Consider the following 22,637-nt stretch of genomic DNA (forward strand, 5'->3'; position numbering starts at 1 on the left):
ACTCCTTAAAGCCCCGATTTACTCTGTGCGGATTGCGTTCCCAATATGGACTGAAGCATTTTATATCCCTCTTCGATACTGGTCGCCTCCCCCTTATTCTGTGTGAGGAACGTCTCCAGTGGTTCATGAAGAGCGATTGCCAAATCCACATCTGGATCGCTTCCCTGTTTATAAGCCCCCAATCGGATCAACTCTTCCATATCCGAATAGGTCGCCATAAATTGCCGAGCCTTCAGCACGTCTGGCCAAAAGTCAGGATCGGCTGCTTTGGGTAGGGTACGCGAAACAGATTTCAAAATGTTTATCGCCGGGTACCGACCCCTTTCCGCAATGGCTCTTTCCATGACGATATGACCATCAAGAATACCTCTCACAGCATCCGCCACAGGCTCATTGTGATTATCACCTTCTACCAAAACAGTAAAAAGACCTGTAACAGCGCCCTCATTTTTTTCACCGGGGCCTGCTCTTTCTAATAATTTCGGTAATTCTGCAAAAACAGTGGGGGTATAACCCTTCGACGTGGGAGGCTCGCCGGCAGCCAGACCGATCTCTCTTTGGGCCTGGGCAAACCTGGTGACAGAATCCATCATGCACAAAACCTGTTTGCCCTCTTTGCGGAAAAACTCCGCCAGCGTGAGTGTAAGATAGGCGGCTTGCCGTCGCATCAGCGCCATTTCATCCGAAGTGGCAACCACAACAATGGAGCGTTTCAGCCCCTCTTCGCCCAGATCATCCTCGACAAACTCCTGCACTTCTCGTCCGCGTTCACCGATCAGGCCAATGACATTGACCTCAGAGCTGGCGTTACGGGCCAGCATTGAGAGCAGAACCGACTTACCGACGCCAGATCCGGCAAAAATGCCCATTCTCTGCCCCTCACAGAGCGTTATGAATGTATTAAGGGCCCGAACACCCAGATCCATGGGACCACCCACACGCATGCGGCTATGCGCCGCCGGGGGCTTCTGACGCAAAGGCACCGCGTCATGACCTCGCGCCAGTGGCCCCTTGCCATCGATTGGCTCACCAAAAGCGTTAATCATGCGCCCAAGCCACGCCTTGGTCGGACGAACCATAGCCCGACCGTGCAATTCGGCCCGACACCCAAGGCGAATCCCGTCAAGCTCCGAATAGGGCAGACACAGTGCCCTGTCCGCAGAAAAACCGACAACTTCGCATTTTGCAGGATCGCGTCCCTCTGCATGTATAGAGAGCATTGAGCCGACGCTCATCTCGAAAAGTGGGCCGGAAACCTCAACCAAATGCCCCTGAATTGACGCAACTCTGCCATAGGAATGCCTGGGTGAAATGTCATCCAATTTGCCGATTAGGTCCTGTACCATTGCCAAGCCTTTAATATTTCTTTTCCATGGTAATGATTCGTTTACCTGATTGGTTAATTATTATCATCAGTAGGTTTGCTGGGGAAATATTTCCCAGTTGGGTCAAAACCGACTAACCCCGATAGGTGGTAACACTTGAAAGAGCTTCTTAAGGTGAAACTTTAATATCGGGACTGGGAACATTTTTCCTAGATTGCGGTGGGATCTCACTTTTCTTTGTGAAGTCTCACACGAAGCCTTGCATGATGGAATTAAGATTTGTTAACCATTATGTAATAGCTTTGGAATCTGGGGTTCGATTTGGTCCTTGTCGGCAGAGGCCTTGTGATTGCTCCAAGCCCAGAAAAGGCAAACTAAGAGGATTGGCATGCGCGTTTTGCTAATTGAGGACGACAGCGCCACAGCACAAAGCATCGAATTGATGCTGAAGTCTGAAAGCTTCAATGTCTACACAACCGACCTCGGTGAAGAAGGCATTGATCTTGGTAAGCTGTACGATTACGACATTATTCTACTGGACTTGAACCTGCCGGACATGAGCGGCTATGAAGTGCTGCGCACATTGCGTGTCTCAAAGGTGAAAACTCCAATTCTTATCCTTTCGGGTTTGGCCGGAATTGAAGACAAGGTTCGTGGCCTTGGTTTCGGTGCCGACGACTATATGACCAAACCATTCCACAAGGATGAACTGGTTGCGCGCATTCATGCCATTGTTCGCCGCTCCAAAGGCCATGCTCAGTCCGTCATCTCTACTGGCGAATTGACCGTCAACCTCGACACCAAGACCGTCGAAGTTCAGGGCCAGCGCGTCCATCTCACCGGCAAGGAATATCAGATGCTCGAGCTTCTGAGCCTGCGCAAGGGGACCACACTGACCAAAGAGATGTTCCTCAACCATCTTTATGGCGGCATGGACGAACCAGAACTGAAAATCATCGACGTTTTCATCTGTAAGCTTCGCAAAAAACTGGCAACAGCCACAGGTGGCCGCAACTATATCGAAACTGTCTGGGGGCGCGGCTATGTTTTGCGCGAACCTGACGAAGACGGTATGAGAGAAATCGCCTAAGGCATTTCTCGCCTATTGGACGAGCCAGGCACATCACGTCTGGCTTGTGGACATGGTTGAACGCGCCAAACCATTTCGAACAGGCCGCCATTTTGGGCGGCTTTTTCTTTGCCCGCTTGCCTGTTTCCCGCCTTCAGGCTCTGATTCGATGCAATACCTGCTCATCATTTCCCCAATTGCCAGCAGGGAATCAAAAGTGCAAAAGGCGTGAAAATCTTTCAAACTGCGGATTTCTGACTGGCCGATTTCGTTCCATTCCATGCCAAACAAAAAACCGCACCATGATCATGATGCGGTTTCTCAAGAATTATGACGTTGGAGGACAGTCTATTTTCGCCCGCCAGGAATGCTCGAAAGCCGAGATCCGCTGAAAGTGGAACTCCGAGGCATGGTAGTCCCTGCCCCGATAGCCCTTGCACCGAAGGATCCGTTGGCGACAGCACCACGAGAAACGGGCTCGGGACTTGCACTATTCGCCTGAGGCGAGCCAGCCTTGCAATAGAGACCACGTTTTCCTGAAACGGCCTGGAACGCATTTGTGAGTCCCACAACGGTTTCCGCTGCACCCAACAGCAGATATCCATCCGCAGGCATCTGTTTTGCCAAGCGCTGCATCACGTCCACTTTGGTGGATTGATCAAAATAGATCAGCACATTACGACAGAAAATGACGTCAAATTGTCCAAGAGCCGTATATTGATCCAGCAAATTATACGGCTTGTATGTCACCATCGAGCGTATCTCGGGAGAGATCTGCCACATTTCACCTTTCTGAGTGAAATATTTGAGAAGCAACTGAACCGGCAAACCGCGCTGTACTTCAAATTGGCTATAGATCCCGACTTTGGCCTTTTCCAAAACCTCATTTGAAATATCGGTTCCGATGATTTCGAAGCTCAATCCCGCCAGCTTGCTCGCATTCTCCTTGATGGACATCGCGAGGGAATAGGGCTCCTGACCCGTAGACGCCGCAGCGCACCAGATACGAACCTTGCCTCGTTTTCGCGTCTCCACCAAATGCGGAATGATCGTATTGGTAAAATGCTCGAAAGGCGTCTTGTCACGGAAGAAGAACGACTCATTGGTGGTCATTGCCTCAACAACCGCATTCTGCAAGCCGCGATCACCCAATCCCTTGATTTTGCCGATAAGCTCTTCAATAGACTGCAAACCCGATTTGCGAGCAATCGGCATCAGCCGGCTCTCAACCAGATATTGTTTGTCGTTAGAAAGCACCAGACCAGATTTTTCTTTCAAAAAATTCTGTAAGAAAGCATAATCCTGCGGCGTCATGAGCGCTCCCCTCTAAATACTCGCATTACTTTGGAGCCAATCTGATTGAGCGGTAGTACGGCCGCACAAACGCCAGCCTGAGCAGCCGCGCCGGGCATTCCCCAAACAACACTACTTGCTTCATCCTGGGCTATGATGCTACCGCCTGCATCGACGATATGCTTAGCCCCATCCGTGCCGTCATGACCCATTCCCGTCAGAATAACGCCAAGTGCTGCGGCACCATAAACCTGGGCAGCCGATTCAAAGAACGGATCAACGGCCGGTTTGCAAAAATTGACCGGCGGGCCATCACTCAGTTTGACCACTGCCTGCCCGGCCTGCTTGACCAGCTCCAGATGTTTACCGCCCGGAGCGACATAGATATGGCCGTTCTGAACCACTTCCCCGTCCTGTGCCTCAGCAGCAGGCATGCCGGACGATCTGGAAAGATGGTCAGCCAGAATGGCTGTAAAGGTCGCGGGCATATGCTGCGTGATCAGAATCGGAGCAGATCGCATTTGCGGACCGATCTCATGCAACAGTTTCTCAAGGGCCTGAGGGCCACCGGTCGAGCTTCCAATCAACAGAACACGAGGACGGGCTGATCCGATCTTGCGCAACATGATCCCATTCGGCCCGGCAACAGTACCGGCAACCGGTGCTGCGGCAGTCGTTGGTTTTACAGCCGTCCCGCCATCAGCCAGTGATTTCCGGCTTTGCTGAATGCGACTGGTTCCCGACAGACCCGACCGACCGACAGGGGCCGCGCGAGACGCACGGAATCCCGGAGCACTGTCAAGACCAGCTCCACCAATGCCCTTGATTTTCGCAAGGAGTTCATTGCGAAACTCGCGGGAAGTCGTGATCTGACTATTGGATTCCGGTTTCGGAACATAGTCTGTCGCACCAAGAGAAAGAGCGCGCAGGCTGATCTCGGCATTGCGCCGCGTGAGCGTGGAAGCCATGAGAATCTTTGCCCGGGGATGGTTCTTGAGCAGCAAAGGCAATGCTGTCAAACCGTCCATGTCCGGCATCTCAATGTCCAACACGACAATATCAGGTTTGGATTTGGCTATGTCTTCCACAGCCAAACGACCATTGCGGTGAGACCCCACCAATTCCAGGCCGGGATCATCGCTGACCCAACGCCCAATCAAACCACGGATAACAACCGAGTCGTCAACAACCATCACCTTCACTTTATTGGAAGACGATTTCGCGACCGGTGCTTCGGCAGACATCAAACCCATAACTCATACTCACGCAACATCGGTGTAACTGGCTAGATAAGGCCGACTTCTTGCAACTTTGCTTCCACGATTTCACGGTCAAACGGCTTCATGATATATTCATTGGCACCGGCGCGAATTGCTTTGGCAATGTGAGCGACGTCGTTCTCAGTCGTGCAAAAGATTACCTTCGGATTTGATCCGCCTTCGAGCTTTCGAAGCTCAAGCAAAAAATCCAGGCCGTCCATTACCGGCATGTTCCAATCGAGCAGGACGGCATCAGGCATCTGAAGCGCACACGCTTCCAGAGCTTCCTTGCCATCTTCGGCCTCGGTTATCCCGAAATCGAGATCCTCGAGAATCCGGCGGGCAACCTTCCTGATTACACTGGAGTCATCTACAACCAGACAAGTCTTCATTTTTTTCTCTCCAAAGGAAGCTTATGGCTCACCTATTAGGCTGCAACACTGTTGGTCACCATGTCACCAAGTACGCGATCAACATCTAGTATGACCATCAACTCGCTTTCCAGACGATGAACACCGGCGGCAACGTCCGCCCAACGTTGATCAAGATTGCTCGGAACCGCTTCACGGCTTTCCTCGCTAAGGTCAAGAACTTCCCCTACGCTATCAATGATCAACCCGTAGGATTCTTCTTTGAACTCGATACCGATTGCCATCATGCTTCCGGTATGTTCGTGCGGAGCCAGACCAAGACGCTTGCGCATGTCGATCGCCGTCACAATACGACCGCGCAGATTCAGCACGCCCGCAATTTCGGTTTGGGAAAGAGGAACCCGTGTAACGGATTCTGGCACGAACACATCATGGACTCGGCTAATCGGCAGACCAAACAATTGTTCTGAGATATAGATCGTCACATACTGGATGGTTTCGTTCAGGCTTTCATCTTCGAGACGATTGTTCACTTGGTCTCTCATGCGGCAACTCCCAATTCGATATGCTGTTCTTTAAGGGAAGCAATCAGTCCCGGACGGTCAAACTTGGCAACGTAATCGTTGAACCCTGCCTGGCGCCCGCGTTCGATGGCGGCAGGCGTGCAAAGAGAAGACAGGGCAATGATTGGAATGTCCCGAGTTGAAGGCTGACGCCGGATTGATTCACAAAGCTCAAAGCCGTTCATTTCAGGCATTTCAATATCGGATACAACGATTTCATAGCTTGGATCACGCTCAAGCACGGAGAGCGCCTCCTTGCCGCTTGAGCAAACGGTGACTTCATACCCGGCAGCTTTCAGAACCGGCCCCAGCATGTTGCGGAAGAAGCTTGAGTCATCCACAAACAGCAGCTTTTTCACCAAAAGATCCTCTGATGCCATTTCCTTGCGGTGGAACCAATCCTCAAACGCCTGAGGTAGGAAGTGACCCACATCGATGATCTCGGTTGCCCTGCCCTTGATCACAGCCGTGCCGAGGATGCCGGGAACTTCGGAAGACACTTCGATATTGAGTTGCTCGTCGACAATGTCGACGATTTCGTCAACCACCAGCCCCATGGAGCGGCCTGCATCGGAGAAGACCAGCATCGGCTGGCTGCCTTCGGTCCGGCGCTGTACAAAGTCATTCACCTGAACAAGAGGCATCAGGCTGCCGCGATACTGCACCATGTCTCTGCCGTTGGAGAATTCGATTTTCTCGATCTCGAATTCTTCAAGCCGCGTGACGAGTGACAGCGGAACCGCTTTCGGTTCGGGAGAACCGGCGCGGAAAATCAGCAAGGACACTGTATTCTGTTCCTCCGGCAAAGCTTCTTTCGCAGCTTGCTCGGTATTCGCTTCAACATCGGTACCAACATGGCTGCCAAAGGCTTGTGCAACGCCATTCGGATCCAGGATCATGATCACCGAACCATCACCAAGAATGGTGTTGCCGGAGAACATGGTCAGATGTCTGAGCATCGACGCCATTGGCTTGACGACGATTTCCTCGGTGTGGAACACCGCATCGACAACAACACCGAAGGTCTGGGCACCAACCTGCATGACAACGATAAAGCCGTTATCATTCAACTCGATATCCGCATCTTCCTTCTGTTCGATGCCGAGCAGATTGCTCAAATGCACCAGAGGCAGCAACTTATTGCGCAACCGAAGCACTGGCGTATCCTTGATCCGTTCGATCTTGTGTTCGGAATTGTTCTGAACACGAACCAACTCGACGACTGACAATTGCGGAATTGCGAACCGGTCACCGGACGCTTCGACCAGCAAGGTCGACACAATCGCCAGAGTCAGCGGAATTTTGATCGAGAAGGTCGAGCCTTTGCCCGGAACCGACTTCAGATCGACAGACCCGCCAATGATTTCAATATTGTTGCGAACGACGTCCATGCCAACGCCACGGCCGGAAACATTGGTCACTTTCTCGGCGGTTGAGAATCCTGCGGCAAAGATGAACTTGTTGATCTGCTGCTCGCTCATCTTCTCGAGTTCAGCTTCTGTAGCAAGTTCGTTCTTGAGGATCTTCGCTTTGACTTTTTCGGTATCGATACCACGACCATCATCAGAGATATCAATGATGATATGGCCACCTTCGTGATAGGCAGACAGCGTTACGGTGCCTTTTGCAGGCTTGCCCATGGCAACGCGTTCATCAGGCATCTCAAGACCATGGTCGGCAGAGTTGCGAACCATGTGAGTAAGCGGATCCTTGATCAGTTCAAGAACCTGACGATCAAGCTCGGTGTCCTGACCGATCATGATCAGATCGATTTCCTTGTGCAGATCATTGGCCAGATCACGAACGATGCGCGGGAGCTTCTGCCAAGCGTTGCCAATCGGCTGCATCCGGGTTTTCATGACCCCTTCCTGCAATTCGACCGTTACATTGGACAAGCGTTGCAGAGGCACCTTGAATTCGGAATCTTCATGACGGCGAACAATTTCCAGAAGCTGGTTGCGCGTCAGCACCAGTTCAGAAACCATCGTCATCAAATGCTCGAGAGTTTCCACATTCACACGAATTGAAGACTGATGCGAGCCACCGGATTTCTGATCCTTTTCAGCCTTGGGCTCTTCTTTCTTCTCTTTTTTGGCCTCAACCTTGGCAACAGGTTTTGCAGAAGGCATTTTGCCCTGACGCTTTTTGGCAGCGGCGTCGGCAATTGCCTCTTCTGCGGCTTCCTTGGCGCTCTGTGACACGTCCATGCCATCAGGCCCGTCAGCCTCACGGAATGCACGTTCAAGCTCATCAAGAGAAACCTCACCGGCTTTCAGCTCACGCTCAAGAACCTGATAAACTTCGTGCGGGGCGTCATCCTGTGCGCCTTTGGGAGCCTCCTGCTTGGCCTCTTCAGCCACAGGCTCCGCTTCCGCAGTGTCCTCTTCGGGAGTTTGATCAGAAACCGCCGTTCCCATTCCGGCATATTTCCCAATGCCAGACAAACGATCCAGTTGATCGATAAGATCATCGTCAGAGCCTTCGGGTTCCGCCTCGTTCTGTTCCAACTCACTGACGATTTCTTTAATTCGGTCCAGAGAGAGCAAGATAACAGATACTGACTCGCCAGTAACCGCTGCTCCATCTCTGAATTTGCCCATCAGGGTCTCGGCGGCATGCGCCAGACTCTCAAGTCTTGGCAAGCCCAAGAAACCACAAGTACCCTTAATCGTGTGCACAAGCCGAAATATATTGTCAAGAATTTGAGCATTGTTAGGTTCTTGCTCAAATTTTACCAGCTCGACGTCAACGACATCTAGGCTCTCATTTGTTTCCTCGATAAATTCGCGTAAAAGATCATCCATGGCCTAAAACCCTGATTTTGGCGGAAACCAGTCCGAAAAGACAGTTATTCCGCCTCAGTCTCAAGCCAAACCGTTAATTTAAGCTGAAGCCAAGCGCATAAACATTCAAACTTGAAGCAATAAGTAACTCATCTGTTTATAAATGTTTTTGGCAAGATTCGTACAGATCTACATCCAACAGGAAGTAATCAGCCTAAGAGTTTCAGATATAGGACAAATAGTTAGCGTGAAGATCACACGCCCTCTGCCGCATCTTTACCAATGCCATCAACACCATCAGGTAAACTACCGATAGTTTCTGCCAGCTCGTCCTCCGTCGGGATATGAACCGGTTTTGCCTCGATGGTAATTTTGTCATCGACCCAGTCGAATGCGAGATCCATCTTGGCCTCGCGTGCCAGAAGACCAGTATAATAGGGCTGAATCGTATGGGAAGTGATGCCTTGCTCGTCAGCAGGACGCCCGCGCAACAGTCGATCAAGGCTCGCCGGGATCCGTGCATTTCTGCCTTCGCACACCAGCGTGAAGGTCGGATATTTCGGATCCCCCTCAAACGAAACCTTGAGGCTACCCCCACGCGGGATGGTGGTGGCACCGATCAAGATGAGGTTGAGAAGAAGCTTGACCAGGTTCTTTGGCATGAGAACCGGTGCACCGCTCCAGTCAAGATCCGCCTTTTCGCCTTCCATGTAGCAACGAGCCACCTCTTCGGCATTACCCGTATCGATTTCAGCACCCGCAGATCCCGCCGCACCAAATGCCAATCGCGCAAACTGGAGCTTTGCAGATGCGGTTCGGGCGCTTTTGGTGATCAGCTCCATGGCGAAGACTTGCATTTCCTCGCCATTATCTTCGCCCAGAACTTCGAGACCATTATTGATCGCCCCGACAGGATTAATGATATCGTGGCAAACCCGGCTGCATAGAAGCGCTGCCAAATCCATGGAAGACAAACTCTCGTAACCAGACATTGCACCCTCGAATAGCTACGGCACTCCCTTGGGCCCGGTTCAATACCAATGCCGAGCTTTGACACTCAACAGCCCCCAAGTGAAAGTGGGTTAACTGAAATGCGAATCGACCTGTTTCGCCTTTTTTCGAGCATTACCTCTAAGGCTACCCAATGCCAAGTCCAGATCGAACACTATTTGTCAGTTTCACGAAGGGTATCGGGATAACTCAAGACCAATTTCTTGGAAAATGCGCTCTGTCAAACAATCATCGGAGCAGAGTCTAGCGCGGCTGGTTCGCCTCCAGCGTCTTCCAGTTTTTGATGGCCCGTTCCACATGCAAATCGACAGCTTCAGCCCACGCTGCCCGCGCCGTATAAGAATAGAAAAGAAAAAGACGACTTCTGTAAATGGCCCAGACATTGGGATTGCTATCCGAAATATAGCCTCTGGCCATGGCCAACGCCCCGTGCCCACCGAACATCGGTGCATAGACTTCCGGATTTGCGACAAAAACCTCTCTGTTGGCCCGGGAAGAAAACAGCCACGAAACGCCCTGCCACACATGTTCATATTCCCGCTCTCCGCGAATGGCAGCATGATCGGTGAAATAGGCCACCGGGTCATAGCCATAAAGTGCAAAGCCGCTATTCGAATCAACCACAATCCGGCGCGACTGTGCTGTGGCCTGAACCGGTGAAGCAAAGCCGACAACCATCATCGAGAGCATCACCAGATAAGCAAAGATGCCTATGCGAGTGCGAATAAAATACGGGATACAGCCAAGATCAAACGGCAAACTTCCGACAGGAAGCAAATTTCCACCCATTTTCTTCATAAAATCGACTCAACCCCGAAATGACGACGACCAGATCATTATTTGGCTTATATTCCCATCTAGGATATAGCAGCAATCTTTCCGTTAAATAAAAGCCTATGATGAAATGTGCGGTGAAAAATGACTTTTTCAACTTCGAATAGCTTTTTGATACCCAAATAGGCAAAATGATCGAACCCGAGTTAGTAAATAATCAGTACGAACAAACAAGGACACCGATGGAATGACGCAGTCGACAATGTCTTCAAGGACAGATCTCATCCTTCAAAATGTGATTCTGAGCCTTTTCTTGTTTTTTGCCCTCATCTTGTTCACAACACCTGGCAAAGCCCAGAACCCAGGTGCGGACAATCACTACACTGTCGCCGAAATCGTTGACACCGGACACAAATTCTTCGGCAAAGTTTCTGGCGGACTGGCGGCCGTCATTGAAAAAGCCGTCTCAAAGCACGGATTGCCGAATGGCTACATTCTTGGAGAAGAGGGAAGCGCCGCCCTTGTCGCTGGCGCTCGCTATGGTGAGGGGAGCCTCTACACCAAGAATATGGGCTCCCACAAGGCATACTGGCAGGGACCATCCATTGGCTGGGATTTCGGCGGTGATGGCAACCGCACGATGATGCTGGTCTACAATTTGCCATCGGTCGATTTTCTTTATCGCCGCTGGGGCGGGGTCAACGGATCGGCCTATCTTGTGGGTGGTTTCGGGCTGACGATGCTAACGGCAGGCAATCCCTATTATGTCGTTCCGATCCGCTCCGGCGTCGGGGCCAGACTTGGGATCAATATCGGCTATCTGAAATTCAGCAGAAAACCGACCTGGAATCCTTTCTGATCAAACCTGTTGATCTAAATAAATTTGGCAAGCACGATCTTTTTCTGTTCCGTTATCCGGCATTGGCTGATAACAATCACAAGATATGTCCGCCAAACAAAGCCTTGGTTTGTACTGAAAGGCATGTGCCTGAGCGAGACATGCTTTGGCGCCAAGGGTTAAGTGCAATTTGCATGACGTCCGAACAGACCGCCAGCCAGATGCTGATAGTAGAGTAGTCAGAGGATAAACACCGTGATTGCAATCATCATGTATATATTGCTCGGGGTCTTTGCCACTCTGCTGCTGATGCTGATCATTGTACCGCTCATCTGGAAAAGAGCCGTGCGTCTGACGCAAAAGCGCTTCATCGCGGAAATGCCGATCAGCTACAGCGAACTTCAGGCCGAGAAGGATCACCAACGTGCGGAATTGGCGATCGAGTTGCGTCGTCTGGAGGTCCTTGCAGACAGACGCCTCGAAGAGGTTGCCAATTCTTCCCTCAAGATCGACCGGCTGAAAAACACCATCACCAAACGCGAAACCGAAATCGCCAACCGGCTATCCGAGATCGAACAACTTGAGGAGACCCTTGAGGATCGCCAGCAAGAGCTTTCCAGGACGAACGACGGTCTCAAGAATACACAGCAGAAACTGAAAGAGGCCAACGAAACAATATCCGGCCTCTATAATGATGTGGCAAAGCTTGAAGAGGAACTGCGGCAACGCGAAACCGATATCAGCGAACAAAAGGTCGAAATTGTTGCTCAGCTGGCACGAATAGAAAGCCACAGAGAGGAAATCGCCAACCTCAATTCCGACCTCAATGCTGAAATTGATGAGCGCAAGAAGACGCAAGGCCTTTTAAACCAGAAAGCCACCGAATTCGACCGCGCCAAGGAACGACTGGCCAAGCAGCAGGAGAAAATCGACGATCTTCAGGCCAAACTGGCAGACAAGGATACGGAGATTTCCAATCTGACCAGACAGTTGCAGCGCGCCGCCGAGCAAACAATGAGTTCGGATGAAGACGGAAGCAAGCTTCTGGCCGAAGCCGAAGCACGCCGACTGGAAGCAGAAGTGAAGATTGCGAGTCTCGCCATGCAACTTGAGCATCACGAAGACGGGGAGAATCTCTCTTCTGTCATCGAAGGCCTGGAAAACGACAAGCAGAAGCTGGAAGACGAGCTCAAGACCCTTCGTGACCACAATGAGAAATTAAACGAAAAACTGTCTGGACTCGAAGCCCGGCAAGCACAGGACGATGAGAAAGAGGCACTTTCGCAAAAGGAAATCCTGCTGCGCAACGAAATGAAGCAGATCGCCGAACGGCTCGCGGAATTCAAGGCCAGCACGAAGAACAAGCCCGTCCAGCTCAAGGCCGCAGAGATTACAGATACAATCGAACACTCCGCTTCCCAACAACGCGATGGCGAGATCAGGGGCGGCGAAGACACGAACGCGCAACAACCTGCACAAGAAGCGGCTCCCAAAAAGACGAGGCAAGAGTTAGCGGACCCCTGGAGCCAGGTCGTCTCATTGGCCGAAGAGGTTCGGGAACTGGAAAATAGCTGATTTCCAACTGATTATCCTCGCGCATGAAAGCGGTGATTGAATCGCTTGTGCCTGCTCACTAAAACCTCCTTCCGCTATGGACTTGCCTTTATGCAGCAGTTTGTTTAAAGCCAGATGCACATGTCGCCAATGCCAATGGCACCTGACTGATCTTCCCTGTTTCGGAAAAATTCTGATGGCCCCACCGCTTCTTCACCTTCAAAATATCCATCTTGCAATCGGTGGACAGGCCTTGCTTTCCGGGGCCGAGCTGGCCGTCCATGAAGGCGATGCCATCGCGCTTGTCGGCAGAAACGGATCGGGAAAATCGACCATGCTCAAGATTGCGGCGGCGATTGTCGAGCCGGACCATGGCGAGCGCTTTTTTCAGCCCGGAACGACCTTGCGCTATCTGCCTCAGGAGCCTGACCTGTCCGCATTCAAGACCGTGCTTGACTATGTCGAGGAAGGCCTTGCGCCCGGTGATGATCATTATCGCGCTCAATATCTTCTCGAAGAACTGGGACTGACGGGCAAGGAAAAACCATCCGAGATATCGGGTGGCGAGGCCCGACGCGCCGCCTTGGCCCGTGTGCTGGCCCCTCAACCGGACATCCTGCTTCTTGACGAGCCAACCAACCATCTCGACCTGCCTGCCATCGAATGGCTGGAAGAGGAACTGAAGCAGATCCGCTCGGCCAAGGTCATCATCAGCCATGACCGGCGCTTTCTGGAGAATCTCACGCGAAATGTGGTCTGGATTGACCGGGGCACCGCCCGCCGCTCCAATCAGGGCTTTGCCCATTTTGAAAGCTGGCGCGACGACATTCTTGAACAGGAAGAAGTCGAAGCCCAGAAACTGAAAATGAAGATCCTCGCCGAAGAGGACTGGATCCGTTACGGCGTCACGGCTCGTCGCAAGCGAAATGTGCGCCGTTTGGGAGAGCTGCACTCGCTGCGCGAGAAAAAACAGCAAATGGCCCAAAACCGCCCGCAGGGCGATGTCAGAATGAGCGCCACCGAAGGTGAAGCCTCGGGCAAGTCCGTCATCAAGGCAAAGCATATTGCCAAATCCTTCGAGGGACGGCAGATCGTCAAGGATTTTTCAATCGAAATCCTGCGCGGTGACCGGATCGGCATCGTCGGCCCCAATGGAGCTGGCAAGTCAACTCTCATCAATCTTCTGACCGAAGGGCTCGAGCCGGATGAAGGCACGGTCACGCTTGGAACCAACCTCCAGATGGTCACGCTCGATCAGAAGCGTGAGAGTCTCAAACCGGACTGGACGCTCAAGGAAGCCCTGACCACTCATGGCGGCGACATGGTGCAAATCGGCAACAGCTCGCGCCATGTGGTTGGCTACATGAAGGACTTCCTTTTCCGCCCTGAACAGGCCCGCAGCCCCATCTCGGTTCTTTCGGGTGGCGAGCGTGGTCGCCTGATGCTGGCGCGGGCGCTGGCCAAGCCTTCAAATTTTCTGGTACTGGACGAGCCGACCAACGATCTCGATCTGGAGACCCTCGACCTGTTGCAGGAAGTCATTGATGACTATTCCGGCACCGTGCTTCTGGTCAGCCACGACCGCGATTTCCTCGACCGCCTGTGTACATCCACTCTCTATGCCGAGGGGAACGGGCGCTGGACAGAATATGCCGGCGGCTACTCCGACATGGTCGCCCAACGGGGCTCCGGTGTCGAAGCAAAGAAAGTCACCAGGAAGGAAAAGGCAGCAAAGCAGGAAAGCCTCGCCAAGAACAGCAATAATGGCGAACTCAAGCAGAGAAAGGGTCTGACCTTCAAGGACAAGCATCTGCTGGAAACCCTGCCTGCCAAGATGGACGAAATCCAGGGCAAGATCGATCGCCTGCGCACGCGTCTTGAAGATCCGGACTTGTTCAACAAGGATCCTGAAACCTTCAACAAGGCTGCCAAAGCGCTCGAAGCGCAGGAAGAGCTGCTCGCCAAGGCCGAAGAAAAATGGCTTGAGCTTGAAATACTGCAAGAAGAACTAGGCCAGCTCTGACAGCTCAAAGCAGACCAGGAGCCCTCTTTTCTATTCCTCAAGTTTGTGGCTATCGGCCGCAGTCAACTCCAAGCCGTATGCCTTGCGCATCGCTTCGATGAACTCGAGTGTCTCGGGACTGAATGGCGCCTTGCCTTCAAAGCTATGCAGCACGATGCCCTCGATCAGATCGCCAAGGCCGATCTCCAGGTGAGCGGCCAGAGCTTTCATGACTTTCAAAACATTCTTCTCCAGGCGCACGCCAGTCTGAACCCGCTCTATCTTTTTCTTCTCGGTCTTCTCGGTCACTGAGTTCTCCTCGATCTTTTCCTCCGCCAACTTGCCATTGACAGACCACATTTGACAATAAGGCTTTACATTTTTCTATTTTGGTACCATGGTACCATTAATATGTGAGGCACCCCATGACTGATAATCGCAAAGCAATTCTTCTCGCCCTTGTTTCCACGGCCCTGTTTGCCGCGACGGCAACACTGGCCAAACTGGCATCGCACGACTACCACTTTTTTCAGATCCTGTTCTTTCGGCAAATCGTCATCTTTCTTTCTGCCGTGCCAACAATTGCCAAAGACTTTCCCAAATATCTCAAGACAAAAAGCCCCCTATTGCACGGGGCAAGGCTTGCCGGTGCCTTCATTGCCCTGTCCTTGAGCATCCTTGCGCTGAGTGGCCTGCCTTTGACAACAGCAACCACCCTTGGTTTTGCCAATATCTTCTTCGTTGCGCTGTTGGGGCATTATCTGCTGGGTGAAACACTGGGCTCCTACCGCCTTGTGGCAATCGCAACCGGGTTTGTCGGGGTCGCCATCGCAATCCGACCGGATCCGTCCAGCCTGTTCAATCATTATAGCCTGTTCGCGATCATTGCAGCATTTGGCGCCGCCATTGCCGCCATCACAGTCCGCAAGCTTTCCCAAACTGAGGCAACGGCAACGCTTCTGTCCTATCAGGCCATTTTCATCGGCCTTTTGTCTGGCATTCCGCTTTTCTGGCTCTGGAAACAACCCGATCTGCTCGACTGGGCCTTGTTGCTGGGCATGGGAGTGCTGTCGACCGCAGCAAACTGGATTGGCATCAAGGCCTTGAGACATGGCGAGGCAGGACTTGTGAAAAGCGTTGGCTATCTCTCGCTTGTCTATGCTGCCATATTCGGCTTTCTGGTGTTTGGCGAGATTCCGCAACAAAACACGCTTATGGGGGCGATTCTCATCATCATTTCAGCCTTTGCGATCATTCAGCAAGGCAAGATGCAAACCCTCATCCGTCACCTCTTTGTCAGACAAAACTGACATTCTGCCTTTTGTGCCGATTGCAAAATGTCCAGCCTTGGGGATTTCTCGCTCTTTGCATCATCAAAGCGGGTGCAAAAAGGCGTGTGAGGAGATAGCCTGCAAGCCATAACAGTCATTCTTGCTGCTATTCCTTCCTCTGGCCACAGGTCCTCCCGCCATGTCAAACAATATCAAAGCCATTCAACTGGCTTTGCTTTCCACTGCATTTTTCACCATCGCCAACGCGATGATCAAAATGGCAACCAGCGACTTTCATGTCTTTCAGATCATAATTTTCAGGCAATCCATCATCTTGCTTGCCACGATGCCCGCGATCATTCGGACCTGGCCCAATACCCTCAAGACCAAAAGACCGCTCGCACATATTGTCCGCCTCTCAGGGGCTTCGACCGGGATGATTGGCGGAATGATTGCCGTGTCTGGCTTGCCCCTGGCGACAGCAACAACGCTCGGCTTTGCCAAAATCATGTTTTTGGCGATCCTGGCCTTTCTTTTTCTTAAGGAGTCGCTCGGCCCACATCGGGTTGGTGCGATTATTGTCGGCTTTCTGGGCGTCTTGCTTGTAATGCGTCCTGATGTCGACGGCATGATCAACCCCTACACCCTTGTTGCCGTTCTGGCTGCGGTGGGCAGCGCGGTCGCCTCAGCCAGTGTGCGTTCTCTCACCCGAACGGATTCAACAGAAACGCTTCTCGCCTATCAGGCTCTTGCGATTGGCATTCTGGCAGCCATCCCGCTTTACTGGGTCTGGCAGCAACCTGATTGGCAGGGACTTCTGTTTCTCATCTCGATCGGTTTGGTGTCAACCATCGCCCAATGGCTCGGCATCGTGTCCTATCGTTATGGCGAGGCCAGTCTGGTTGGCAGTATTGATTATATGAATCTCGTTTATGCGTCTTTTCTCGGCTATTTCATCTTCAGTGAAATTCCCGATAAGCAAACCATCGCAGGGGCCGTTCTGATCATCGGGGCTTCGGCCTATATCATGCATCGCGAAGCGCTGAACAAGAAACGCAAAAGACTGGAAGAACGGCCATGAACAAGTGGCAAAGGTGACCGCAAACGCATTTTACCTGACAGACCGGCCAGGCCTGCTATTAGCTCTGGCATTTATCGGCCCTTTCGCCTATTGTCCGGCCCGACTTATCAGTTTCAAAAAAGGGTAGATCGCGCTCCCGTCAAGAGGCGCTGAGCACCCTTCTGTGTGACAAGAAAGACAAAGCTCAATGCCAGCTTCTCATGAAATCCGCCGCACTTTCGCGATCATTTCTCACCCTGATGCAGGTAAGACAACGCTTACCGAAAAGCTGCTCTATTTTGGTGGCGCCATCCGCATGGCTGGTCAGGTCAAGGCACGTGGCGAAAAACGGCGTGCCAAATCGGACTGGATGAAGATCGAACAGGAACGTGGCATCTCGGTCACCTCCTCGGTCATGACCTTTGAGCATAAGGATCTGATCTTCAACTTGCTCGACACACCAGGCCATGAAGATTTCTCAGAAGACACCTACCGCACGCTAACCGCCGTTGACAGTGCGATCATGGTGATCGACGCCTCCAAAGGTATCGAGGCACAAACCCTCAAATTGTTCGAGGTCTGCCGCCTGCGCGACATCCCGATCATCACTCTGGTCAACAAATGCGACCGCGAGGCGAAAGATCCGTTCGAGCTGATGGATGAAATTCAGGAAACGTTGGCATTAGATGTTGCCCCGATGGTTTTGCCAATCGGATCCGGCTCGACTTTCCACGGCTGTTTCAACCTGACCAATGGCGAATATTATACAGCCAAGACTCGTGGCGATGCCTTCGACACCATCGTTGAAACCGATGGTATCAATGACAGCAAACTTGATGACATCGTTGATGGACAATTGCTTGAAGAATGCCGCGAGATGGTGGAGCTGGCATCGGTCGGCTATTCCGAGTTTGACCTCGAAAGCTATAGGGAAGGCCATCTTTCACCTGTCATCTTCGGCTCGGCACTCAAGGATTTCGGCCCCACCGCCCTACTCGATCTCATAGCCGAGATCGCACCGATGCCCCGCCCGGCCCCGACCACAGTGCGCACAGTGACACCAGATGAGAAAAAGGTGTCGGGTTTTGTCTTCAAGGTGCAGGCCAACATGGACAGCAATCACCGCGACCGCGTTGCCTTCATGCGCATCTGCTCGGGTGATTTCAAGCGTGGCATGAAATTGCGTCAGGTTCGCACGGGCAAGGATGTGATGGTGCACAGCCCGATCATGTTTTTTGCCCAGGACCGAGAGATTGCTCAGGAAGCAGGCCCCGGCGATGTCATCGGCATCCCAAACCATGGGACCATACGAGTCGGTGACACCTTCACAGAAGGTGAAGTCATGCAATTTACCGGACTGCCTGCCTTTGCCCCTGAAATTCTGCGCCGCGTGCGCCTGCCAGACAGCACAAAGGTCAAGCAGTTGCGCCGGGCGCTTGAAGATCTGGCCGAAGAAGGTCTGACACAGGTTTTCAAACCCAATATCGGCTCGAACTGGATCATCGGGCTTGTCGGCATCCTCCAGCTTGATGTCCTGAAATCCCGTGCCAAGGCCGAATATGGCGTAGAGATCGACTTTGAACCTCTGACCTACAATATGGCGGTCTGGGTCAAATGCGATGACGCAGCCAAGCTCAAGACATTTCTGTCTGCCAATGCCGGCAACATCGTCATGGATCGCGAAGGCAGCCCGGTTTTTCTTGCCAAGAGCCAATGGGAGATCGACTTCACCAAAGAACGCAACCCGGACATCATCTTCATGAAAACCCGCGAACTGATACAAAGCGGCGACTAGGTGAAACCCGTTTGTTTCTGAACGCCCCAAAACGGGAAGACGCGGACAAGAAAAAACCCGGCCTTGAGATGCAAGACCGGATCCCCCGGAAGCCATTTTGGTGCACTTTCAGAATTTCAGCGCATCATTGACTTTGTCCAGCTTGTTGTCGTCCAGCTTGTTGTCGGTCAGCGTGTCAGAGACATCGCGCAAGTAGGTTCCCTTGAACATGATCACCCGCACCGAATAGCCATCGGATGTCTTGGAGATATCGCCCTTGTAGAAAACATCGCAGCGATCAACGATACTCTTGAGCGTATCGGAAAGCGCTGCATTTCTGTCCTGACGAGCGGTTTCCAGGCGTTCAAGGAAGGTTTCGACACTGCTGAGTCTGGACATTTTCAAGGCACAATTGGCATTGTCGCTGATCACCTTGTTCGGTGCGGCACTAAGCTCCGGATAGGCCTCCGCCAGCTTGTTCTCGATAATGGATTGATCGACACCATCGATCACAAGGTTTGTCTCGGAATCCATCATATAGATCGGCTGCCCGTCGACGCTGAGGCTGCGAGCCAGCTTGAAGCGCTTGGAGACATCTTCCTGCTCGCTCGTGCAGGTGACAAATTCGCCGTTATCATTGCAAAGGTCATAGCCATTGCGCGCAAGAATATCCTGCGCCGATGCGTAGCCCTGCCCCAGAATGATGCCAAACAGGCTTGGAGCACCCTTTTTGAACATCATGGAAGTGTTGGCACCGGTAAGCGGTTTGATCCGACCATTCTCCTGTTCAGGGTCTTCCATCGGGGAGGCTGAGGCCAGACCATTTTCGGTATCAGCCCTGGCTGTGTCTTGCCCCGCAGGTGACTGCGAGGAAGAATATCCGTCTTCACCGGCCACAGGAGCGCCTTCAGTCGGAGACCTGTTTCCGAAAAGCTCCTTCTCGAAATCAGAAGAGAAGAGAACAGAGACCTGATCGGGTTTCAAATAACCCGAAGCCGAAAATCCTGCTGCGGTTTGAAAAGACCGGATGGCCGCCTTTGAACGGCGTCCCAAGACACCATCGACATATCCCGCATTGAAACCGAGTGAATTCAGGCGCTTCTGAACAGATTTGTTAAAAGCCCTTTGTTCAGCGCTCATGGAATATCGAGGCCGTGGTGCCGGTTTTCTATAATATCGATGAGAGTTGGCACTTCCCGCGATAACACCAAGCACGCCGCCAATGATCGTACCTGCGAAGAAGTCCCCACTCCGTGCGAATGCCTGAACCGACATGTTGGAAAATGCCAAACTGAGAAAAATGGCGAAAATCAAACTCTTCTTCACATCCAGTCTCCAAAGCAGATGTGCGCCCAGCCCCCTGAAAAAGCGCAACGAGTGAAGCAATCAGTCTTGATAAGAATATTAACGCCAAAACATGACGAAACTACGGGGTTCCCTGTCAGATTTGCAAATTTCCCGGCAAATGGCAAAGAACCCGCTCAAATCTGGCGGGTTCTTTTATGGACTAGTATAAAATAGTTTGACTTTGCAACACGTCAAACCGAGTGGGCAATCGATGTTTGCCTTTTCGTTGGCATCAATCGGCGCGCTTCAGCCCCTCGAGATTGCGAACAGCCCCTTTGTCGGCAGACGTAGCCATCAGGGCGTAGGCCTGCAAAGACCGGGAGACAATCCGCTCGCGTTTCTCGGCTGGTTGCCAGGCGGCATCGCCCTTGGCATCCATGGCCGCACGTCGTTCTGCCAGAACGGCATCGGAAACAGCCACATTCATCGAGCGGTTCGGGATATCGATCTCGATTGTATCCCCTTCCTCGATGAGGCCAATCGCACCACCGGCAGCAGCTTCCGGAGACACATGCCCGATCGAAAGCCCCGATGTCCCGCCGGAGAAACGGCCATCGGTGATAAGAGCACATTCCTTGCCCAGCCCCATGGATTTCAGGTAGGAGGTCGGATACAGCATTTCCTGCATGCCCGGACCACCGCGAGGGCCTTCATAACGGATGATAACGACATCGCCGGACTGAATCTTGCCGCCGATAATGCCCTTTACTGCTGCTTCCTGACTTTCGAAAATGCGGGCAGGACCGGAGAATTTCAAAATGCTTTCATCCACCCCTGCTGTTTTCACGATGCAGCCGTCAAGGGCAATATTGCCAAACAGAACCGCCAGACCGCCATCCTGACTGTAGGCATGCTCCTTGTCCCGGATGCAACCCTCGGCGCGGTCCTTGTCCAGTTCCTTGTAGCGGCTTGCCTGCGAGAATGCCTCAATCGAGTAGACGCCACCTGGCGCAGCCTTGTAGAGCTGCTCGACCTCGGCGCTTGGCGAGCCCATGATGTCGTATGCGTCAATGGCTTCACCGAGCGTGTTGGCATGCACGGTATTGCAATCGCGATGGATGAGACCGGCACGGTCAAGCTCGGCAAGAATACCGAAAATGCCACCAGCCCGGTTGCAGTCCTCGACATGATATTTCTGTGTCATCGGTGCCAGCTTGCAGACATTGGGAACGACGCGAGACAGGCGATCAATGTCAGCCATGGTGAAATTCACCTCACCTTCCTGGGCGATCGCCAGAAGATGAAGAACCGTATTGGTCGACCCACCCATGGCGATGTCCAGCGTCATGGCATTTTCAAAAGCCTTGAATGTCGCGATATTGCGCGGCAGGACGCTCTCGTCTTCTTCCTTGTAATAGCGTTTGCACATTTCAACGGCCTTGCGGCCCGCTTCAAGGAACAATTCCTTGCGGTCAGCATGGGTGGCCACGATGGTGCCGTTGCCCGGCAGAGCGAAACCGAGTGACTCGGCCAGACAGTTCATCGAGTTGGCAGTAAACATGCCCGAACAGGACCCGCAGGTCGGACAGGCAAACTCTTCAACCTTTTGCACGACTTCATCGGAAACCTGTGGGTCGGCAGACATGATCATGGCATCGATGAGATCGAGCTTGTTGTCGATCCCTTCCGCCTTGCCTGCTTCCATTGGGCCACCGGAAACAAAAATCGCCGGAATATTGAGGCGCATGGCAGCCATCATCATGCCCGGAGTGATCTTGTCACAGTTGGAAATGCAAACCATTGCGTCAACACAATGGGCATTGACCATATATTCAACCGAGTCGGCGATGATTTCACGCGACGGCAAGGAATAGAGCATGCCGTCATGCCCCATGGCGATACCATCATCCACCGCAATGGTGTTCATTTCCTTGGCGATGCCGCCAGCGGCCTCGATTTCACGGGCAACCATCTGCCCCAGATCCTTGAGATGAACATGGCCGGGCACAAACTGGGTAAAGGAGTTCACCACCGCGATAATAGGCTTGCCGAAATCCTCATTTCCAACACCGGTTGCACGCCACAGAGCACGGGCGCCAGCCATATTGCGGCCATGGGTGGATGTCTTGGAACGATAATCAGGCATTAGTGTATCCTTTAAAGGAGAGTGTGCACTCGACATCAAACGAGGCGAAAAACCGGGAAATGCGTATCATAACGCGACTTGAGCGTCCCCCACTCGACAATTGAGTGAGCAGACCGGCCTTTGTTTAAACCATATCGAAAGGCACTGACAATAGCATTCCTTTCAATTTCTGTATCATTTACGCACCAATCGAAAAGCCGAACATGCCTTTTTGGATCAATTTCATTGCCCACATGCAGCGATTTCATGCTTGGCTC

Annotated in this window: 18 protein-coding genes; 7 read left to right on the plus strand and 11 right to left on the minus strand. The window is 52.4% G+C overall.

The genetic code is table 11. From position 1 onward, the window contains the following. Positions 1–5 precede the first annotated feature (5 nt). Complete coding sequence (gene fliI / locus ACHZB8_RS11690; protein WP_316860527.1) at positions 6–1,346, minus strand: flagellar protein export ATPase FliI; 1,341 nt, start codon at positions 1,344–1,346, stop codon at positions 6–8. 367 nt (positions 1,347–1,713) lie between these two features. Here fliI and ctrA point away from each other — a divergent pair, with 367 nt between their 5' ends. Next, on the plus strand, positions 1,714–2,415 hold the full coding sequence (gene ctrA / locus ACHZB8_RS11695; protein WP_316860529.1) for a response regulator transcription factor CtrA: 702 nt from the start codon (positions 1,714–1,716) through the stop codon (positions 2,413–2,415). Between the two features lie 327 nt (positions 2,416–2,742). On the opposite strand, the gene ACHZB8_RS11700 is transcribed toward ctrA, so the two are convergent. From ACHZB8_RS11700 to ACHZB8_RS11730, 7 genes are all read right to left on the minus strand, one after another. Further along, positions 2,743–3,708, minus strand: coding sequence for a protein-glutamate O-methyltransferase CheR (locus ACHZB8_RS11700; RefSeq protein ID WP_316860532.1), 966 nt, complete (start codon positions 3,706–3,708; stop codon positions 2,743–2,745). After that, positions 3,705–4,940: a chemotaxis response regulator protein-glutamate methylesterase gene (locus ACHZB8_RS11705; protein ID WP_316860533.1), complete on the minus strand. Its 1,236-nt coding sequence runs from the start codon at positions 4,938–4,940 to the stop codon at positions 3,705–3,707. The genes ACHZB8_RS11700 and ACHZB8_RS11705 overlap by 4 nt, the downstream gene beginning before the upstream one ends. Before the next feature lie 32 nt (positions 4,941–4,972). Further along, positions 4,973–5,338, minus strand: coding sequence for a response regulator (locus ACHZB8_RS11710; protein ID WP_316860534.1), 366 nt, complete (start codon positions 5,336–5,338; stop codon positions 4,973–4,975). Between the two features lie 35 nt (positions 5,339–5,373). Beyond that, entirely contained in the window at positions 5,374–5,862 is a 489-nt protein-coding gene (locus ACHZB8_RS11715; RefSeq protein WP_316860536.1) for a chemotaxis protein CheW, read from the minus strand. Next, entirely contained in the window at positions 5,859–8,684 is a 2,826-nt protein-coding gene (locus ACHZB8_RS11720) for a chemotaxis protein CheW (RefSeq protein ID WP_316860537.1), read from the minus strand. Before ACHZB8_RS11720 ends, ACHZB8_RS11715 begins: the two co-directional genes overlap by 4 nt. A 233-nt stretch (positions 8,685–8,917) precedes the next feature. Then, entirely contained in the window at positions 8,918–9,655 is a 738-nt protein-coding gene (chpT, locus tag ACHZB8_RS11725) for a histidine phosphotransferase ChpT (protein ID WP_316860539.1), read from the minus strand. A gap of 262 nt (positions 9,656–9,917) precedes the next feature. Further along, positions 9,918–10,472: a YHS domain-containing (seleno)protein gene (locus ACHZB8_RS11730; protein WP_316860540.1), complete on the minus strand. Its 555-nt coding sequence runs from the start codon at positions 10,470–10,472 to the stop codon at positions 9,918–9,920. Between the two features lie 223 nt (positions 10,473–10,695). Between ACHZB8_RS11730 and ACHZB8_RS11735 the strand changes: the two genes are divergently transcribed. From ACHZB8_RS11735 to ACHZB8_RS11745, 3 genes are all read left to right on the plus strand, one after another. Further along, the gene (locus ACHZB8_RS11735; RefSeq protein WP_316860542.1) at positions 10,696–11,307 is read left to right on the plus strand and encodes a DUF1134 domain-containing protein; all 612 of its coding nucleotides are present in this window, start codon (positions 10,696–10,698) and stop codon (positions 11,305–11,307) included. Positions 11,308–11,541: 234 nt separating this feature from the next. After that, positions 11,542–12,861 (plus strand): hypothetical protein, encoded by a 1,320-nt coding sequence (locus ACHZB8_RS11740; protein ID WP_316860543.1) that lies wholly within the window; start codon positions 11,542–11,544, stop codon positions 12,859–12,861. A gap of 175 nt (positions 12,862–13,036) precedes the next feature. After that, a complete protein-coding gene (locus ACHZB8_RS11745) occupies positions 13,037–14,863 on the plus strand; it encodes an ABC-F family ATP-binding cassette domain-containing protein (RefSeq protein WP_316860544.1) in 1,827 nt (608 codons plus the stop codon). Positions 14,864–14,893: 30 nt separating this feature from the next. Here ACHZB8_RS11745 and ACHZB8_RS11750 read toward each other — a convergent pair whose 3' ends face one another. Further along, on the minus strand, positions 14,894–15,151 hold the full coding sequence (locus ACHZB8_RS11750; protein ID WP_316860545.1) for a hypothetical protein: 258 nt from the start codon (positions 15,149–15,151) through the stop codon (positions 14,894–14,896). Positions 15,152–15,267: 116 nt separating this feature from the next. On the opposite strand from ACHZB8_RS11750, the gene ACHZB8_RS11755 reads away from it, so the two are divergent. The 3 genes from ACHZB8_RS11755 (at position 15,268) to ACHZB8_RS11765 (ending at position 18,968) form a co-directional block, all read left to right on the plus strand. Further along, positions 15,268–16,152, plus strand: coding sequence for a DMT family transporter (locus tag ACHZB8_RS11755; RefSeq protein WP_316860546.1), 885 nt, complete (start codon positions 15,268–15,270; stop codon positions 16,150–16,152). A gap of 160 nt (positions 16,153–16,312) precedes the next feature. Next, entirely contained in the window at positions 16,313–17,194 is an 882-nt protein-coding gene (locus tag ACHZB8_RS11760) for a DMT family transporter (protein WP_316860547.1), read from the plus strand. A 187-nt stretch (positions 17,195–17,381) separates the two neighbouring features. Beyond that, positions 17,382–18,968, plus strand: a complete 1,587-nt coding sequence (locus ACHZB8_RS11765) for a peptide chain release factor 3 (protein ID WP_316860549.1) — start codon at positions 17,382–17,384, stop codon at positions 18,966–18,968. Positions 18,969–19,076: 108 nt separating this feature from the next. Here ACHZB8_RS11765 and ACHZB8_RS11770 read toward each other — a convergent pair whose 3' ends face one another. Beyond that, on the minus strand, positions 19,077–20,273 hold the full coding sequence (locus tag ACHZB8_RS11770) for a peptidoglycan-binding domain-containing protein (RefSeq protein ID WP_316860550.1): 1,197 nt from the start codon (positions 20,271–20,273) through the stop codon (positions 19,077–19,079). A gap of 253 nt (positions 20,274–20,526) precedes the next feature. Next, entirely contained in the window at positions 20,527–22,380 is a 1,854-nt protein-coding gene (gene ilvD / locus ACHZB8_RS11775) for a dihydroxy-acid dehydratase (RefSeq protein ID WP_316860551.1), read from the minus strand. Positions 22,381–22,637: the final 257 nt, after the last annotated feature.

Origin of the sequence: uncultured Cohaesibacter sp., from assembly GCF_963556055.3 — a bacterium.
In the GTDB taxonomy this organism is placed as follows: Bacteria; Pseudomonadota; Alphaproteobacteria; order Rhizobiales; family Cohaesibacteraceae; genus Cohaesibacter.

What these genes read in the sequence shown, in the direction of transcription:
- fliI (WP_316860527.1), bottom strand. Translation starts at nt 1,346, where the DNA reads ATGGTACAGGACCTAATCGGCAAATTGGATGACATTTCACCCAGGCAT.
- ctrA (WP_316860529.1), top strand. Translation starts at nt 1,714, where the DNA reads ATGCGCGTTTTGCTAATTGAGGACGACAGCGCCACAGCACAAAGCATC.
- ACHZB8_RS11700 (WP_316860532.1), bottom strand. Translation starts at nt 3,708, where the DNA reads ATGACGCCGCAGGATTATGCTTTCTTACAGAATTTTTTGAAAGAAAAA.
- ACHZB8_RS11705 (WP_316860533.1), bottom strand. Translation starts at nt 4,940, where the DNA reads ATGGGTTTGATGTCTGCCGAAGCACCGGTCGCGAAATCGTCTTCCAAT.
- ACHZB8_RS11710 (WP_316860534.1), bottom strand. Translation starts at nt 5,338, where the DNA reads ATGAAGACTTGTCTGGTTGTAGATGACTCCAGTGTAATCAGGAAGGTT.
- ACHZB8_RS11715 (WP_316860536.1), bottom strand. Translation starts at nt 5,862, where the DNA reads ATGAGAGACCAAGTGAACAATCGTCTCGAAGATGAAAGCCTGAACGAA.
- ACHZB8_RS11720 (WP_316860537.1), bottom strand. Translation starts at nt 8,684, where the DNA reads ATGGATGATCTTTTACGCGAATTTATCGAGGAAACAAATGAGAGCCTA.
- chpT (WP_316860539.1), bottom strand. Translation starts at nt 9,655, where the DNA reads ATGTCTGGTTACGAGAGTTTGTCTTCCATGGATTTGGCAGCGCTTCTA.
- ACHZB8_RS11730 (WP_316860540.1), bottom strand. Translation starts at nt 10,472, where the DNA reads ATGAAGAAAATGGGTGGAAATTTGCTTCCTGTCGGAAGTTTGCCGTTT.
- ACHZB8_RS11735 (WP_316860542.1), top strand. Translation starts at nt 10,696, where the DNA reads ATGACGCAGTCGACAATGTCTTCAAGGACAGATCTCATCCTTCAAAAT.
- ACHZB8_RS11745 (WP_316860544.1), top strand. Translation starts at nt 13,037, where the DNA reads ATGGCCCCACCGCTTCTTCACCTTCAAAATATCCATCTTGCAATCGGT.
- ACHZB8_RS11755 (WP_316860546.1), top strand. Translation starts at nt 15,268, where the DNA reads ATGACTGATAATCGCAAAGCAATTCTTCTCGCCCTTGTTTCCACGGCC.
- ACHZB8_RS11760 (WP_316860547.1), top strand. Translation starts at nt 16,313, where the DNA reads ATGTCAAACAATATCAAAGCCATTCAACTGGCTTTGCTTTCCACTGCA.
- ACHZB8_RS11765 (WP_316860549.1), top strand. Translation starts at nt 17,382, where the DNA reads ATGCCAGCTTCTCATGAAATCCGCCGCACTTTCGCGATCATTTCTCAC.
- ilvD (WP_316860551.1), bottom strand. Translation starts at nt 22,380, where the DNA reads ATGCCTGATTATCGTTCCAAGACATCCACCCATGGCCGCAATATGGCT.